Origin of the sequence: Streptomyces sichuanensis (assembly GCF_020328095.1) — a bacterium.
In the GTDB taxonomy this organism is placed as follows: Bacteria; Actinomycetota; Actinomycetes; order Streptomycetales; family Streptomycetaceae; genus Streptomyces; species Streptomyces cinnamoneus.
This window is the reverse complement of the sequence record NZ_JAIXMK010000028.1, coordinates 1-15,951: the sequence shown is the minus strand read 5'-3', so window position 1 is coordinate 15,951 and position 15,951 is coordinate 1. Positions and strand designations below refer to the sequence as shown.

Genomic DNA, 15,951 nt, shown 5'->3' with positions numbered 1-15,951 from the left:
GCAGCACCGCGCCATGCAGAGGAGCAACCGACGATGACCACCGGAGCGCAGGCCCCCGCCGGAGGCGGCGACGTACGGCTGTGGGGCGGCCGGTTCGCGGACGGGCCGGCCGAGGCCCTCGCCAAGCTCTCCGCCTCCGTCCACTTCGACTGGCGGCTCGCCCCCTACGACATCGCCGGCTCCCGCGCCCACGCCCGCGTCCTGCACAAGGCCGGGCTGCTCACGGACGACGAGCTGAAGCGGATGATCGAGGGCCTGGGGCTGCTGGAGGCCGACGTCGCCGCCGGCACCTTCACCGGCACCGTCGCCGACGAGGACGTGCACACCGCCCTGGAGCGGGGGCTGCTGGAGCGGCTGGGGCCCGACCTCGGCGGCAAGCTGCGCGCCGGGCGGTCCCGCAACGACCAGGTCGCCACGCTCTTCCGGATGTACCTGCGCGACCACGCCCGCATCATCGGCGGCCTGATCGCCGACCTCCAGGAGGCGCTCGTCGGCCTCGCCGAGGCCCACCCGGACGTCGCCATGCCGGGGCGCACGCATCTGCAGCACGCCCAGCCGGTGCTCTTTGCCCACCATGTGCTCGCCCACGTCCAGGCGCTGTCCCGGGACGCGGAGCGGCTGCGGCAGTGGGACGAGCGCACGGCGGTCTCGCCCTACGGCTCGGGCGCGCTCGCCGGGTCCTCGCTCGGGCTGGACCCGGAGGCGGTCGCCACCGACCTCGGCTTCGAGCGCGGCTCGGTGGGCAACTCCATCGACGGCACGGCCTCGCGCGACTTCGTCGCGGAGTTCGCGTTCATCACGGCGATGATCGGCGTCGACCTGTCGCGGATCGCCGAGGAGGTCATCATCTGGAACACGAAGGAGTTCTCCTTCGTGACCCTCCACGACGCCTTCTCCACCGGCTCCTCGATCATGCCGCAGAAGAAGAACCCCGACATCGCCGAGCTGGCGCGCGGCAAGTCCGGGCGGCTGATCGGCAACCTCACCGGCCTGCTCGCCACGCTCAAGGCCCTGCCGCTCGCGTACAACCGCGACCTGCAGGAGGACAAGGAGCCGGTCTTCGACTCCTGCGACCAGCTGGAGGTCCTGCTGCCGGCCTTCACCGGGATGATGGCGACCCTCACGGTCCACCGCGCCCGGATGGAGGAGCTGGCCCCCGCCGGTTTCTCGCTGGCCACCGACATCGCCGAGTGGCTGGTCAAGCGGGGAGTGCCCTTCCGTGTGGCGCACGAGGTCGCGGGGGAGTGCGTCAAGGAGTGCGAGGCCCAGGGCATCGAGCTGGACGGGCTGAGCGACGAGCAGTTCGCCGCCATCTCCCCGCACCTGACGCCCGAGGTCCGCTCGGTCCTCAGCGTCCCCGGCGCGCTGGCCTCGCGCAGCGGACGCGGCGGCACGGCCCCGTCGGCCGTCGCGGTGCAGCTGCAGGAGGTCAAGGCGGACCTGGTCGTCCAGCGTGCGTGGGCGGACGCCCGGCACAACTGATCACCGGCTCACAGATGTAACAAACGACACGGCGACAGCCCGAATGAGACATCAGTGTCTCATTCGGGTTATCGTCGTGTCATGAGCCTCGACCGTGAACGTGTACTGAGAGCAGCCGCAGCCCTGCTCACCCGCAAGGCGACCGCCTCCATGGACGAGATCGCCAAGGCCGCGGGCATCAGCCGGGCCACCCTCCACCGCCACTTCGCCGGACGCGACGCGCTCGTCCGTGCCCTCGAACAGCTCGGCATCGAGCAGTTCGAACGGGCGCTGGACGAGGCCCGCCTCGACGAGGGCGACGCCGCACAGGCCGTACGGAGGCTCATCGACCGCACCGAGCCGGTCGCCGGCATCCTGGGTTTCCTCTACAGCGAGAACCAGCTCTTCGAGGGCGAGATCAACGAGGGCTGGAACCGCCTCGACGCCCGGGTGCACGCGCTCTTCGTGCGCGGCCAGGAGGAGGGTGCCTTCCGCATCGACCTCTCACCCGCCTGGCTCACCGACGCGCTGTACGGGCTGATCGCCTCGGGGGCATGGGCCGTGCACGATGGGCGGGTGGCCGCTAAGGACCTCACCCGCATGGTCGCCGAGCTGCTGCTCGGCGGTGCACAGCGGAGGATGGACCGGTGAGCAGCAGGACCAGCACCCCGCCGTCCGGTGCCCACGAGAGCGTGGAAGCGCCGCGGCCGGGCCGCTGGCTCGCCCTCGCCGTCCTCGCCCTGGCCGTGCTCCTCGTCGCCGTCGACGCCACGGTGCTGGGCCTCGCGACGCCGTTCCTCAGTGAGGACCTGCGCCCCTCGGGGACCCAGCTGCTGTGGATCGGCGACGTCTACTCCTTCGTCATCGCCGGCCTGCTCGTGTCCATGGGCAGCCTCGGCGACCGCATCGGCCGCAAGAAGCTGCTGCTGTGCGGCGCGGTGGCCTTCGGCGCGGTGTCGGTGCTCAACGCCTACGCGACCAGCCCCGAGATGATGATCGCCGCCCGGGCGCTGCTGGGCGTGGCGGGCGCGACGCTGATGCCCTCGACCCTCGCCCTGATCCGCAACATCTTCCACGACCCCCGGGAGCGCAGCCTGGCCATCGGCATCTGGGGTGCCATGGCCTCCGCGGGCGCCGCGGTGGGCCCGGTGGTGGGCGGCTTCCTGCTGGAGAACTTCTGGTGGGGCTCGGTCTTCCTGATCAACCTGCCGGTCATGGCCGTGCTCGTCCTGGTCGGCATCAAGCTGCTGCCCGAGTCGCGCGACCCCGCGCCCGGGCCCTGGGACCTGCTCAGTGTGGTGCTGTCGATGGTGGGCATCATCGCCGTCGTCTACGCGATCAAGGAAGGCGCCACGCACGGCCTGACCTGGGAGACCGGCCTGGTGGCCGCGGTGGGCGCGGGAGCGCTGTGGTGGTTCGTACGGCGCCAGCTCACGCTGGACTCGCCGCTGCTGAACATGCGGCTCTTCCACCACCGGGGCTTCTCCGGCGCGGTCATGGCGGACCTGCTGACCGTGCTGGGCCTGTCCGGAATGGTGTTCTTCCTGTCCCAGTTCCTGCAGCTGGTGCAGGACCGCAGTCCCCTGGAGGCGGGGCTGGCCGAGCTGCCCGCGGCGATCGGCGCGGTGACGGCCGGTCTGCTGGCGGGGCAGGCCGCCCGGCGCTGGTCGGTGCGGTCGGTGGTGGCCGGCGGGCTCGCGGCGATCGGCCTGGCGCTGGGCGCCCTCGTGTGGCTGGAGCCCGACACCTCCTACCCCGTGCTCGGCACGGTGCTGCTGGTGGTCGGCGTGGGAGCGGGCTTCTCGTTCACCGTCACCGCCGACGTGATCCTCTCCAGCGTGCCCAAGGAGCAGGCGGGCTCGGCCTCGGCGGTCTCCGAGACGGCCTACGAGCTCGGCGCCGCCCTCGGCATCGCGCTGCTGGGCTCGATCGTCACGGGCGTCTACCGCGGCTTCGCCGTCCCCGCGGACGTTCCCGCGGCGCAGGCCGCCGGGGCCCACGAGTCCCTCGGCGGTGCCGTCGAGTCGGCGGGCACCCTGCCGGCCGACACGGGCGCGGCGCTGCTCGCCTCGGCGCAGGACGCCTTCGTCGACGGGCTGCAGATCGCCTCCGGCGTCGGTGCCGTGGTGCTGCTCGTCACCTCCGTCGCGGCCTGGTTCCTGCTGCGCGGGCAACGCCTGGAGGAAGGCTACGGCGGCTGAGCCGGGTAGAGCTCGGATGAGCAAACCGCACAGGGGCCGGGGCTGGCAAGCCCCGGCCCCTGTGACGTTTACCGGCCAGTAACCCTATTGACGCCGTCCTGACGCACCGGAGAGCATCTCGTCCACCGGTCGACATTGTCGAACGCGGTTCGGACGAGGGCGTCCACAGCCGGACGCCGTGCTCAGAAGGAATCCCCACCATGCGTCTGCGCACCACCGCACGGTTCCTGGTCACCGCGGCGGCCACGGCCGCCCTGGGCCTCATGGGACTGAACGCCACCCCGGCCTCCGCCTCGCCGCTGGACATCCCGCCCCGGGGCGCCAACGACTGGTCCTGCAAGCCGGATGCGGCGCACCCGCAGCCGGTCGTGCTGGTCAACGGCACGTTCAAGCTGATGGCGGAGAACTGGGCCAAGCTCTCCCCGGCCCTGAAGGACGCGGGCTACTGCGTCTTCGCCTTCAACTACGGGAAGATGGAGACCGCCCCCATCCCGCAGGGCGCCGCCGAACTCAAGGACTTCGTCGAGGCCGTGCGCGGTGCCACCGGCGCGGAGAAGGTCGACATCGTCGGCCACAGCCAGGGCGGCATGCTGCCGCGCTACTACGTGAAGTTCCTCGGCGGCGCGGACAAGGTCGACGACCTCGTGGGCATCGTGCCCTCCAACCACGGCACGAAGAACCCGCTCGCCATCCCGGCGGGCTGGACCTTCTGCCCCTCGTGCGTGGACCAGCAGTTCGGCTCCGACCTGCTGAAGAAGCTCAACGAGGGCGACGAGACGCCCGCCGGCCCGGACTACACGGTCGTCACCACCCGCTACGACGAGGTGGTCATCCCCTACACCAGCGCCCTGCTCACCGGCCCGGCCGAGCGCCTGACCAACGTCGTCCTGCAGGACAAGTGCCCGCTCGACCTCTACATGCACGACCAGGCCACCAAGGACCCGGTCGTCGCCCAGTGGGTGCTGAACGCCCTCGGACGCAAGGGCCCCGCCGACCCGGGCTTCCAGCCTCGGTGCATCGGCGGGGCGTGAGCCCGGGCCGACCCCGGGCCGGGACGAGGAAGGGGTCAGGCCGCCCTGGCCGCCCGCGCCTTGGTGGCGTACATGTCCACGTACTCCTGGCCCGACAGCCTCATCACGTCGCTCATCACCTCGTCGGTGACGGCGCGCAGGACGTAGCGGTCGCGGTCCATCCCCTCGTAACGGGAGAAGTCCAGCGGCTCGCCGAAGCGCACCGTCACCGGCGCGATGCGCGGGATGCCCTTGCCGCTGGGCTGCACCTTCTCGGTGCCGATCATCGCGAACGGCACCACGGGCGCGCCCGTCATCAGCGCGAGGCGCGCGATGCCCGTCCGGCCGCGGTAGAGGCGGCCGTCGGGGGAGCGGGTGCCCTCCGGGTAGATGCCGAAGACCTTGCCCTCCTCCAGCACCCGCCGGCCCGTCATCAGCGCGGCCACACCGCCGTTGCCGCCGTCCCGGTCGACCGGGATCATGCCCGACGACGTGAAGAACCACGCCATGAGCCGCCCCTTGAGGCCCTTGCCCGTGACGTACTCGTCCTTGCCGATGAAGAACACCTGCCGCTTGAGGACCAGGGCCAGGAACAGCGAGTCGATGAACGTGGTGTGGTTCCCGGCGAGGATCACCGGCCCGCTCTCGGCGATGTGCTCGGCCCCCTCGACCTTCGGGCGGTACAGGACGCGCATGAGCAATCCGAGGAACGCCTTGAGCAAGATGCGGGACAACGGACCCTCCGGTCGTGATGTTCGGGACAGGCGCACGGGGCGCGGTCGCTGACGATACTCGCCGGTACCACCCCTGTGCACGTGTGGTTGACCGACTCGAAACAGAGTGTTGACGTGACTTTTCACTCCGTTCCGTTTCCGTTCTTCAACAGGGAAGTCGTACGTGCATACGATCGCCCGGCCAACGCAACACCACGGAACGAGGAGAGTTCATGCAGCAGGAGCAGCGGCCGGGCAGGCGCACGGTGCTGGGGGCCGCGGCGGCCCTCGGCGCGGGAGCGGCCGTCCTCGGCGGCGGAGCGGCCCCGGCGGTGGCGGCGGGCACGGCTGCGGACGCGGGCAGGGGCCACGGGGGTTCGTACAAGGACCTGCCGGTGCCCACCGTCATCGGCCACCGGGGCTGCAGCGGCTCCCGCCCCGAGCACACCCTCGCCTCCTACCAGTTCGCCCTGGACAACGGCGCCGACGTCATCGAGCAGGACCTCGTCCCCACCAAGGACGGCCACCTCGTCTGCCGTCACGAGAACGACATCACCGGCACCACCGACGTCGCCTCGCGCCCGGAGTTCGCCTCCCGCAAGACCACCAAGACCGTCGACGGCGAGGCCCACACCGGCTGGTTCACCGAGGACTTCACCCTCGCCGAGCTGAGGACGCTGCGCGCCAAGGAGCGCATCCCCGCCACCCGCCAGCACAACACCCTCTACGACGGCCGCTGGCAGGTGCCCACCTTCGAAGAGGTCCTCAAGTGGGCCGAGGAGCAGGGCCGCAAGCGCGGGCGCCGCATCTGGCTGCACGTCGAGACCAAGCACCCCACCTACTTCCGCAAGGCCGGCCTCGGCCTGGAGGAGCGCCTGGCCAAGCTGCTGCGCCGCTACGGGCGCTCGGGCCGCAACGGCTACACCTTCCTGCAGTCCTTCGAGCCCAGCAGCCTCCAGCGGCTGAACAGGCTGGGCGTCGACTGCCCGAAGGTCCTGCTGCTCGACGACCTGACGACCCGCCCGTGGGACTTCACCGAGGCCAAGGACCCGCGCACGGTCGCCGACCTCATCACCCCGCAGGGCCTGAAGTGGGTCGCCGGCTTCGCCCAGGGCATCGGCCCCTGGCTGAACCTCGTCATCCCGCGCGACAAGAACGACAAGCTCACCAAGCCGACCACGCTGGTGCGCGACGCGCACGCCGCGGGCCTGATCCTGCACCCCTACACGATGCGCAACGAGAACAGCTTCCTGCCGGCGGACTTCCGCCGTGGCACGGACCCGAACGCCTACGGTGATGCGTTCGGTGCGTTCCGGACGTACTTCGCCACGGGAATCGACGGCATCTTCTCCGACAACCCCGACACCGCGGCGATGGCGCGGGACGCGTTCCGCAAGTAACCGCCCCGGTCCGGCGGCGGTGACGTCACCGCCCACGGGGCGGCCACCCGGAAGGGTGGTTCGCCCCGCCGGCGGAAACCGCCGCCGGGCGCGGCGACGTCCCCGCCGCCATGACGCTGAGTGACCTCCTGACCCGGCTGGGCCCGCTGCTCAAGGCGGAGTGCGCCGCCGAGGCGTCCGCCGCCGGCATCGACGCCGCCGATCTCGAACAGTCCGTCTGGCTGCGGCTGCTGAGCGACCGCCGGGCGGACGGCGCCGCGGCCCGGTTACGGACGGCGGTACGGGCCGAGGCCCGCGCGGCCCGCCGCCGGGCGCTGCGCGAGGTGCCCTACGACCCCACCGCCGACCCGCCCGCCGGCACCGGCCCCGGGGTCGAACAGTCGGTGCTGGCCGCCGAGGCCCGCCGCGAACTGCGCGCGGCCGTCCGCCGCCTGCCCGGCCGCTGTCCCACGCTCCTGGGGGCGCTGCTCTCGGCGGGCGACCCGACCTACCAGGAAATCGCAGGGAAGTTGGGAATGTCACAAGGATCTGTAGGACCTGTACGTTCCCGCTGCCTGGGATGCCTGCGCAGAATGCTCATGGCAGAGATTGCGGCTCCTTGACGCGGGGGAAAGGAGCGGTAAGCGACCCACAAGGGGAGGCATGCGCACATGGGCATGAGCGTGACCATCTCGGCCGCGGCCGGGAACGACGCCGAGCAGATCCTCAAACTCCAGTACCTCTGCTACCAGGGCGAGGCCGAGCTCTACGGCGACTACTCCATCGAGCCCCTCACGCAGAGCCTCGACGACCTGCGCGCCGAACTGGGCAGCGGCTGTGTGCTCGTGGCCCGGCTCGGCGAGGAGGTCGTCGGTTCCGTGCGCGGCACCGTCGACGGCGCGGGCACGGCCGTCATCACCGGCCTCATCGTCCACCCCCGCATGCGCCGGCACGGCCTGGGCGGACGGCTGCTGGCCGCGATCGAGGAGCGGCTGGCGGGGGAGTGGTCCGCCAAGCGGTACCGCCTCACCACCGGCCAGCGCAGCGAGGTGAGCCTGCGCCTGTACCGCAGCCGCGGCTACGAGCGCACCGGCACCGAGCGGGTCTCGCGCACCCTCACGCTGGTCGTCCTGGAGAAGGAGGCCGTGCCGGCGCCCGCCTTCGTGGCGAGCGCCTGACGGCCGGCGCGCCGGCCGGGCCTCAGCGCTCGGCCCGGCGCAGCCAGGCCATGGCGGTCAGCGGCAGGATCACCGGGATGAACAGGTAGCCCATGCCGTAGTCCGACCAGACCGTCGCGTCGGGGAAGGCCGACGGCTCGACGAGCGTCCAGGTGCCCACCACGACGACGCCGGCCAGCTCGGCGGCGCAGCACACCAGCGCCGCCTTGCGGGCCTGCTCGCCGCCGCGGACCAGGGAGTACGTGATGAAGGCGTACACCAGCGCCGCCGCGGCCGACAGCACGTACGCCAGGGGCGCCCGGCCGAAGTCGACGATCATCTGGACGACCGAGCGGGAGGCCGCCGCGACGGTGAAGACCCCGTAGAGCCAGACCAGCAGCCGGCCCGGGCCCTGGCCCAGGTCGAAGCCGGCCCCGGCGCCCGTCCGCTTCCCCTGCGCCTCGTCCTGTGTCGTGGGCTCCGGCACGGTCAGCCTCCCCAGATGTCGTAGAGCCGCACTTCGAGCACGGCCAGGATCACGGCGCCCGCCGCCACGGTGGCCGAGCCCCAGCGGGTCCGCTCGGCCAGGGACATGAAGCCCGCCGCCGGCACCGCGGCCGCCGCACCCAGCAGATAGGCCACGAAGATCGCCGTGCCCTGGCCGGGCTTGTCGCCCCCGGCCAGCCGCACCACACCGATGACCAGCTGCACCAGGGCCAGCACCGTCACCACGGCCATGCCGATGAAGTGCCAGTCCTTGGTGGGCTGGTCGCGCGAGAAGGCGAAGCCGCACCAGGCGGCCAGCGCGAGGGCGGCCAGACCGGCCGCGAGCGTCAGTGCGCCGATCAACGGGCACCCCGGGCGGTGCGGGGGGACGAAGGGGGCTCGACAGGCATGGGACGACTGTAATCGCCCGGTGCGTCCCTTCCCATGCCGACCCCGCCCGTCCACGGGTTGATCACTCGTGTCCGGCATTCGGACAAGCTTGGCCGATTCGCACGCCCGTCTGTTTTACTTGCCCGCATGACCACGACGAGCACCCGCACCCTTGCGACCGAGGCGATGACGACGCCCGGTGCTGCTCGTTGCATGTGTCGAATGTGTGACCGCTGAGGGCCCCCGTTCTGTAGCCTCGCGCCCCGAAGCGAGACCCCGTGGACCCCGCGCCCGGCACCCACCGCCGGACCGGACCACTCGCCCCGCGTCACCAGGACCCCCCGCGCCGCGCACCCCGCGCCCGCCCCGGGGATCCCATGCCGCGCTTCCGCAATGAATGCCCGTGCCGGCACTCCCACCGCCGCGCACTCGACAGTGACGGAAACCCCTGTGATCACCACTACGGGCCTGACAAAGGTCTACCGCTCACGCGGCCGCGAGGTCACCGCCCTCGACGGCGTCGACCTGCACGTCCGAGAGGGCGAGGTGTACGGCGTCGTCGGCCAGAGCGGCGCCGGCAAGTCGACCCTCATCCGCTGCGTGAACCTCCTGGAACGCCCCAGCTCCGGCACGGTCACCGTCGCCGGCCAGGACCTCACCGCCCTCGCCGGCCGCGGCCCCCGCGCCAATGCCGCGCTGCGCAGCGCCCGCAGCCACATCGGCATGGTCTTCCAGCACTTCAACCTGCTGTCCTCGCGCACGGTCCAGGCCAACATCGAGCTGCCGCTGGAAATCCTCGGCGTCTCCGGCAAGGAGCGCGAGCGCAAGGCCCTGGAGCTGCTGGACCTCGTCGGCCTCGCCGACAAGGCCAAGGCGTATCCCGCCCAGCTCTCCGGCGGCCAGAAGCAGCGCGTCGGCATCGCCCGCGCCCTGGCCGGCGACCCCAAGGTGCTGCTCTCCGACGAGTCGACGTCCGCGCTCGACCCGGAGACCACCCGCTCCATCCTGCAGCTGCTGCGCGACCTCAACCAGCAGCTCGGCCTGACCATCCTCCTCATCACCCACGAGATGGAGGTCGTCAAGACGATCTGCGACTCCGCGGCCCTGATGAAGGGCGGCCGCGTCGTGGAGTCCGGCACCGTCTCCGAGATCCTCGCCACCCCCGGCTCCGAGCTCGCCGCAGAGCTCTTCCCCGTGGGCGGCGAACCCTCCGGCCCCGACCGCACCGTCGTCGACGTCACGTTCCACGGCGAGGCGGCCACCCAGCCGGTCATCTCCCAGCTCTCCCGCACGTACAACATCGACATCTCGATCCTCGGCGCCGCGATGGACACCGTCGCCGGCAAGCAGGTCGGCCGCATGCGCATCGAGCTGCCCGGCCGCTTCGAGGAGAACGTCGTCCCCATCGGCTTCCTGCGCGAGCAGGGCCTCCAGGTCGACGTGGCCGATGTCAAGACCCCGGCACCTGCCGACGCGCTCCTGAAGGAAGGTGCCAAGTGACCTGGACCGAGATGCAGCCCCTGCTGCGCGACGCCTGTCTCGACACCCTCTTCATGGTCTGGTGGTCCAGCGTCTGGGCGGTCGTCGGCGGCATCCCGCTGGGCCTCCTGCTGGTCCTCACCGACCGGGGCGCGCTGCTGCAGAACGTGGTGGTGAACAAGGTCATCGGCGTGGTCGTCAACCTCGGCCGCTCGCTGCCCTTCATCATCCTCCTCGTCTGGCTGATCCCCTTCAGCCGCATGATCGTCGGCACCTCCATCGGCCCCAGTGCCGCCGTCGTGGCCCTGGTCATCGGCGCGGTGCCCTTCTTCGCCCGGCTGGTGGAGACCGCCGTGCGCGAGGTCGACCACGGCCTGACCGAGGCGGCGCAGTCCATGGGCGGCGGCACCTTCACCGTCATCTTCAAGGTGCTCCTCCCGCAGGCCCTGCCCTCCCTCATCGCCGGCCTGACCACCACCGTCATCGCGCTCCTCGGCTACTCCGCCATGGCCGGCGCGGTCGGCGGCGGCGGCCTCGGCAACCTGGCCATCACCTACGGCTACATGCGCCACGAGACCGGTCTGATGAACGTCACCATCGTGCTGCTGATCGCCATCGTGACGATCGTCCAGCTCGCCGGCGACCTGGCCGTACGCCGCCTGAACCGGCGCAGCGGCCGGCAGAGCGCACCCGTGGGCCTGCGCAGGCTCTGGGCGCCCACGGTCCCCCGGCCCCGCACCTCCACCGAGGCCGCGGAGCCCGCCAAGACCACCTGAACCACGGCCTCCACGGCCGTAAACCCCCCAGGAGCCCGGACCCTTTGCCGGGCGGCAACACCCGGGGAACCAAGAGAAAACCAAGCAAGGAAGGCACTCTTCGTGCGTACCACCGTCAAGCTCACCGCCGCCGTCGCGGCCGCCGCCGCACTCACCCTCGGCCTGAGTGCCTGCAGCGCCCCCTCCGACACCTCCTCCTCCAGCTCGAAGAAGGGCAAGGACGCCGACCCGGCCGCCAAGCTCGTCGTCGCCGCCAGCCCCACCCCGCACGGCGACATCCTCAACTTCGTCAGAGACAAGCTCGCCAAGGACGCCGGCCTGAACCTGGAGGTGAAGGAGTTCAACGACTACGTGCTCCCCAACACCGCCACCCAGAACGGCGACGTCGACGCGAACTTCTTCCAGCACAAGCCCTACCTCGACGACTTCAACAAGAAGAACAAGACGGACATCGTCCCCGTCGTCAACGTCGAGATCGAGCCCCTGGGCCTGTACTCCAAGAAGGACAAGAAGGTCTCCGACCTCGGCTCCGGCTCCACCGTCGCCGTCCCCAACGACGCCACCAACGAGGGCCGCGCGCTGAAGCTGCTCGCCGACAACGGCGTCATCAAGCTCAAGGACGGCGTCGGCAGCAACGCCAAGCTCTCCGACATCGAGGACAAGAAGGGCGTCCAGTTCACCGAGCTGGAGGCCGCCCAGATCCCCTCCCGCCTGGCCGACGTCGACGCCGCCGTCATCAACGGCAACTTCGCCATCGGCGCCAAGCTCAACCCCGCCAAGGACTCCCTGGCCCTGGAGAAGGCGGAGGGCAACCCCTACGCCAACTTCCTCGCCGTCAAGAAGGGCAACGAGGGCGACCCCCGCATCGCCAAGCTCGCCAAGCTCCTCAACTCCGACGAGGTCAAGAAGTTCATCCAGGAGAAGTTCAGCAACGGCGCCGTCATCCCCGCCTTCGGCACCCCGCAGAGCTGACGCCCTGTAACCTCCGCCGCCCGTACGGCCGCAGGCCCCGCGCACGCATCCGACGTGCGCGGGGCCTGGCGCTTGGCGTACCCACCCACCCATGCTGCATGCTGGTGCACCCGAGTACACACGCATCACCCCCGAGCCCACCCGCCCCGGCGTTGGAGCAGCGCATGACTTCCACCTTTCCGGACATCTCCATCAGTACGGACCGGCTGGTGCTGCGCCCGTTCGAAGCCGGGGACATCCCGGCCCTCGCCGAGATGATGAACGACGAGCTCATCACGGCCTGGACCTCCGCCCCGTACCCCTACACCACCGCCGACGCCCGCGACTGGGCCCTGCGCCGGGCACCGGGCGAGCGGACCTCCGGCCGCGGAATCGTCTTTGCTGTCACCGAGTTCCTCACCCAGCGCCTGGTGGGCGCCGTACACCTGCGCAACACCGACTGGCGCACCCTGGCCACGGAGGCCGCCTACGTCACCGCCCCCTGGGCCCGCGGCGAGGGCTACGCCTGCGAGTCCGTCCTCGCCGTCGCCGAGTGGCTCTTCCGCGACCAGAAGTTCGAACGCCTCGAACTGCGCACGGCCGCCGACAACACCGCCGCCCAGCAGGTCGCCCAGAAGACCGGCTGCGTCAGCGAGGGCGTCCTGCGCAGCGCCTGGATAGCGCGCACCCGCACCGAGGACGCCGGCTGGACCGAGTCCCGCACCGACCTCATCGTCTGGAGCCTGCTCCCCGAGGACCTCGACGAGGTGCGCGAGAGCCGCCCCGGCAGCGGCTACGACTACGCCGCCGCCTACCCCGACTGGCGCTGACGCCGCCACCTGCTCCGGCCACCCGGCCGGGGTACGCTCACTCCTGCCCGCCGCGCCCCGTGGGCCCCCGGACCCGAGACAAGCCCAGGAGACAGACGACGATGGCCGACCGGGTCACGGTGATCGGTTGGGACGGCTCACCGCTGACGGCCGCGGCCCGCTCCGCCCTGGGGGCCGCCACCCTCGTGGCCGGCGCCGCCCACCACCTGGCCCTGCCCGAGGTCCCGCCCACCGCCGAACGCATCCGTCTCGGCAGCGTGGACCTCGCCGCCCGCCGCATCGCCCAGCACCGCGGCTCGGCCGTGGTCCTCGCCGACGGCGACCCCGGCTTCTTCGGCGTCGTCCGCACCCTGCGCGCACCCGAGCACGGCCTGGAGGTCGAGGTGGTGCCCGCCGTCTCCGCCGTCGCCACCGCCTTCGCCCGCGCCGGCATGCCCTGGGACGACGCCCAGGTCGTCGTCGCCCACAGCCGCGACCTGCGGCGCGCCGTCAACGTCTGCCGCGCCCACCCCAAGGTCGCCGTCCTCACCTCCCCGGGCGCCGGCCCCGCCGAACTGGCCCTCCTCCTCGGGAACGTCCACCGCACCTTCGTCATCTGCGAGGAGCTCGGCACCGAGCGCGAACAGGTCACCGTCGTCACCTCCGACCGGGCCGCCGACCACACCTGGCGGGACCCCAACGTCGTCATCGTCATCGGCGGCTCCGGCACGCCCACCACCCGCGGCGGCGCCTGGATCGCCGGCCGCGACCCCGGCACCGCGCCCGCCGACCGCGGCTGGGCCCCGCCCGCCGGCGCGTACGGGCCCGGGCTCGGCGAGGGCGAGTCCACCGAGCTGCGCGCCGCCCAACTCGCCCGGATCGGTCCCCGCGTGGGCGACCTCGTCTGGGACATCGGCTCCGGCAGCGGCGCCGCCGCCGTCGAGGCCGCACGGTTCGGCGCCGCCGTCATCGCCGTCGACCACGACCCCGAAGCCTGCCGGCGCACCCACACGGCCGCCCGTCGGCACGGCGTGCTGCTCCAGGTCGTCCAGGGCACCGCCCCCCAGGTCCTCGAAGACCTGCCCGAACCCGACGTCGTCCGCGTCGGCGGCGGCGGCGCCCCCGTCGTCGCGGCCTGCGCCGACCGGCGCCCCGAGCGCATCGTCGCCCACGCCGCCACCCGCGACGACGCCGAGGCCATCGGCCGCGTCCTCGCCGAGGGCGGCTACACCGTGGAGTGCACGCTGCTCCAGGCAGTGGAGTTGGACACAACCGCCTGGACCGAGCGCGAGCGCGCCGTAGCCTTCCTGCTGAGCGGTCGTCGTACGCACCCCTGAGTGCGGGGGCACCTGCGGGGGGTAGGCTGGCGGATCGTTGTGCAGCCGCTCGGTGTCCGACACCACAGTCGCCAATGGTCCGAACGCACCCCCCGCTTGGCGCGTACAGGGCAGGGTGACACCGGACGGCACACAACGTGCCGCGAGGCACCCACGCTCGTTCTTGTCTATGGGCGTGAGCGGTTGGAAGGAGCACTACCGATGGGCGAGGGGTACGCATGACCGACACCGGCCGGTTCCCGGACGAGGGACAGCCGGAGAACGCAGGCGCACTGCCCGGCCAGCCGCTGACAGCGGACGCCGCAGCCCCTGCCGACACCGGAGCCCCCGCGACCTCCACGTATGCGTTCCTCGACAACGACACCGCGGACGAGGACGACCTGCTGCTGATGCCCGGCGCCCAGGGCGCCTGGATGGAGCAGCCCGCCCCGCAGGCCGGCACGCACGAGACGGGCGGCCGCGACACGGGCTCCCTCGACTACACCGGTGTGCGCACCCCGCCCCCGGCGCCGGCCACCGCGCCGCCCCGCCCGCTGCACATGGGCCCGCCCGTGCCGGACCCCACCGGCGGCGTCGTCCGCTCCCTCGCCGACCGCGGCCCGGCGGCTCCGCAGCAGCCTGTCGGTTCCCCGGCCCCGCAGGTCGGCGGCGTCGAGTACCTCGACGACGCTCCCGCTTTCGTCCCGCCGCAGGGCGCCGGTGCCGCGGCGCCCGGCATAGCGGCCGAGGCGGCCGCTCCGGCGGCTGAGGCGGCGTCACCCGCCGCCGCACAGGCCGTCCCGGGTCAGCGTGGCCCGGCCGTCGCGCCCGCCGGGGGAGTGGCCCCTGGCGCCGCACAGGCGTTCGTCGACCGTCTGGTCCCGAACCTGACCCCGCAGCCCGCGGCCGAGGCGCCGGCGCCGGTCGCCGTCGCCGAGCCGCCGGTCCCGGCTGACGAGCAGTCGGCTCCCGAGCCGGCGCCCGCCGAGCCGGTGGCGACCGCTCCGGAGCCCGACGTCATCCATGTGGCCCCGGCACAGCCGACGGAGCCGGAGGCCGCTCCGGCGCCCGAGGCGGTGCCCGTCGCTGCCGCGCCGGAGGCCGTTCCGGCAGCCCCGGAGCCGGCACCGGTGGCCGTCGCCGCACCCGCGCCCGTTCCGGCGCCTGCCGCTGCGGCTCCCGCCCCGGAGCCGGTGGCCGCCCCTGTGGAGGCCGTCCCCGCCGAGGTGACTGCTGTTCAGGCGGCCCCCGAGGCCGAGGTGCCGGCCGCGCCGGCTCCCGAGGCCGAGGCCGCTCCGGCGGCGGAGGCGACCCCGGAGCCGGAGGCGGTTCCGGTCCAGGCGAGCGCCGAGGCCGAGGTGCCGGCTGCGCCGGTTGCCGAGACGGCCCCGGTGGCCGTCACCGAAGCCGAGGTGACTCCCGTGGCGGAGGCGGCTCCTGCGACGTCCGCCGACCCGAATGCCGCGGCACCGGAAGCTGTGCAGGCGCCGGCTCCCGAGGCGGTGGAGGTGCCTGCCCCGGAAGCGGTGCAGACGGCGGCCGCCGAAGCAGCGGAGGCACCTGCCGCCGAGGCAGTCCAGGCTCCTGCCCCCGAGGTGGCGGAGGCAGCGGCCCCCGAGGCAGTGGAGGCGCCCGCCGCCGAGGCGGTGCAGCTCCCTGCTCCCGAAGCGGTGCAGCCCCCTGCTCCCGAAGCGGTGCAGCCCCCTGCTCCCGAAGCGGTGCAGCCCCCTGCCCCCGAGCCGGTGGAGGCGCCGGCCCCGGAAGCCGTGCAGGCACCCGCTCCTGACGCCGTGCAGACGGCCGCCCCGAACGTGACGGAGGCT

General features: G+C 72.5%; 15 protein-coding genes and 1 pseudogene. 13 read left to right on the top strand and 3 right to left on the bottom strand.

Translation table 11 applies throughout. The features are described from left to right. The first annotated feature begins 33 nt into the window (after window positions 1-33). From argH to LE181_RS11375, 4 genes are all read left to right on the top strand, one after another. Window positions 34-1,482 (top strand): argininosuccinate lyase, encoded by a 1,449-nt coding sequence (argH, locus tag LE181_RS11390; protein ID WP_225661110.1) that lies wholly within the window; start codon window positions 34-36, stop codon window positions 1,480-1,482. 81 nt (window positions 1,483-1,563) lie between these two features. Next, window positions 1,564-2,112 (top strand): TetR/AcrR family transcriptional regulator, encoded by a 549-nt coding sequence (locus LE181_RS11385; RefSeq protein WP_225661109.1) that lies wholly within the window; start codon window positions 1,564-1,566, stop codon window positions 2,110-2,112. A gap of 41 nt (window positions 2,113-2,153) precedes the next feature. After that, window positions 2,154-3,662, top strand: a complete 1,509-nt coding sequence (locus tag LE181_RS11380; protein ID WP_372458321.1) for an MFS transporter — start codon at window positions 2,154-2,156, stop codon at window positions 3,660-3,662. A 200-nt stretch (window positions 3,663-3,862) separates the two neighbouring features. Further along, window positions 3,863-4,693 (top strand): alpha/beta fold hydrolase, encoded by an 831-nt coding sequence (locus LE181_RS11375; protein ID WP_225661107.1) that lies wholly within the window; start codon window positions 3,863-3,865, stop codon window positions 4,691-4,693. Window positions 4,694-4,728: 35 nt separating this feature from the next. On the opposite strand, the gene LE181_RS11370 is transcribed toward LE181_RS11375, so the two are convergent. Then, window positions 4,729-5,406: a lysophospholipid acyltransferase family protein gene (locus tag LE181_RS11370; RefSeq protein ID WP_225661106.1), complete on the bottom strand. Its 678-nt coding sequence runs from the start codon at window positions 5,404-5,406 to the stop codon at window positions 4,729-4,731. A gap of 212 nt (window positions 5,407-5,618) precedes the next feature. Between LE181_RS11370 and LE181_RS11365 the strand changes: the two genes are divergently transcribed. From LE181_RS11365 to LE181_RS11355, 3 genes are all read left to right on the top strand, one after another. Beyond that, window positions 5,619-6,785 carry a glycerophosphodiester phosphodiesterase gene (locus LE181_RS11365; protein ID WP_225661105.1) on the top strand — a complete coding sequence of 389 codons (1,167 nt, stop codon included), beginning with the start codon at window positions 5,619-5,621 and terminating at the stop codon, window positions 6,783-6,785. Between the two features lie 110 nt (window positions 6,786-6,895). Further along, a complete protein-coding gene (locus tag LE181_RS11360) occupies window positions 6,896-7,387 on the top strand; it encodes an RNA polymerase sigma factor (protein WP_225661104.1) in 492 nt (163 codons plus the stop codon). 48 nt (window positions 7,388-7,435) lie between these two features. Next, a complete protein-coding gene (locus LE181_RS11355; protein WP_225661103.1) occupies window positions 7,436-7,942 on the top strand; it encodes a GNAT family N-acetyltransferase in 507 nt (168 codons plus the stop codon). A 22-nt stretch (window positions 7,943-7,964) separates the two neighbouring features. On the opposite strand, the gene LE181_RS11350 is transcribed toward LE181_RS11355, so the two are convergent. Both LE181_RS11350 and LE181_RS11345 read right to left on the bottom strand, forming a co-directional pair. Next, window positions 7,965-8,408, bottom strand: coding sequence for a hypothetical protein (locus LE181_RS11350; RefSeq protein ID WP_225661102.1), 444 nt, complete (start codon window positions 8,406-8,408; stop codon window positions 7,965-7,967). A 2-nt stretch (window positions 8,409-8,410) separates the two neighbouring features. Further along, window positions 8,411-8,770 (bottom strand): hypothetical protein, encoded by a 360-nt coding sequence (locus LE181_RS11345; protein WP_225661101.1) that lies wholly within the window; start codon window positions 8,768-8,770, stop codon window positions 8,411-8,413. 477 nt (window positions 8,771-9,247) lie between these two features. Between LE181_RS11345 and LE181_RS11340 the strand changes: the two genes are divergently transcribed. From LE181_RS11340 to LE181_RS11315, 6 genes and pseudogenes are all read left to right on the top strand, one after another. Further along, complete coding sequence (locus LE181_RS11340; RefSeq protein WP_225661100.1) at window positions 9,248-10,297, top strand: methionine ABC transporter ATP-binding protein; 1,050 nt, start codon at window positions 9,248-9,250, stop codon at window positions 10,295-10,297. Then, entirely contained in the window at window positions 10,294-11,052 is a 759-nt protein-coding gene (locus tag LE181_RS11335) for a methionine ABC transporter permease (protein WP_225661099.1), read from the top strand. The genes LE181_RS11340 and LE181_RS11335 overlap by 4 nt, the downstream gene beginning before the upstream one ends. A gap of 102 nt (window positions 11,053-11,154) precedes the next feature. After that, window positions 11,155-12,024 carry a MetQ/NlpA family ABC transporter substrate-binding protein gene (locus tag LE181_RS11330; RefSeq protein ID WP_225661098.1) on the top strand — a complete coding sequence of 290 codons (870 nt, stop codon included), beginning with the start codon at window positions 11,155-11,157 and terminating at the stop codon, window positions 12,022-12,024. Between the two features lie 164 nt (window positions 12,025-12,188). Continuing rightward, entirely contained in the window at window positions 12,189-12,833 is a 645-nt protein-coding gene (locus LE181_RS11325; protein ID WP_225661097.1) for a GNAT family N-acetyltransferase, read from the top strand. A 101-nt stretch (window positions 12,834-12,934) separates the two neighbouring features. Then, window positions 12,935-14,149 (top strand): precorrin-6y C5,15-methyltransferase (decarboxylating) subunit CbiE, encoded by a 1,215-nt coding sequence (cbiE, locus tag LE181_RS11320; RefSeq protein WP_225661096.1) that lies wholly within the window; start codon window positions 12,935-12,937, stop codon window positions 14,147-14,149. A gap of 218 nt (window positions 14,150-14,367) precedes the next feature. Further along, window positions 14,368-15,951: pseudogene (locus LE181_RS11315) on the top strand (nicotinate-nucleotide--dimethylbenzimidazole phosphoribosyltransferase); the annotation flags it as partial.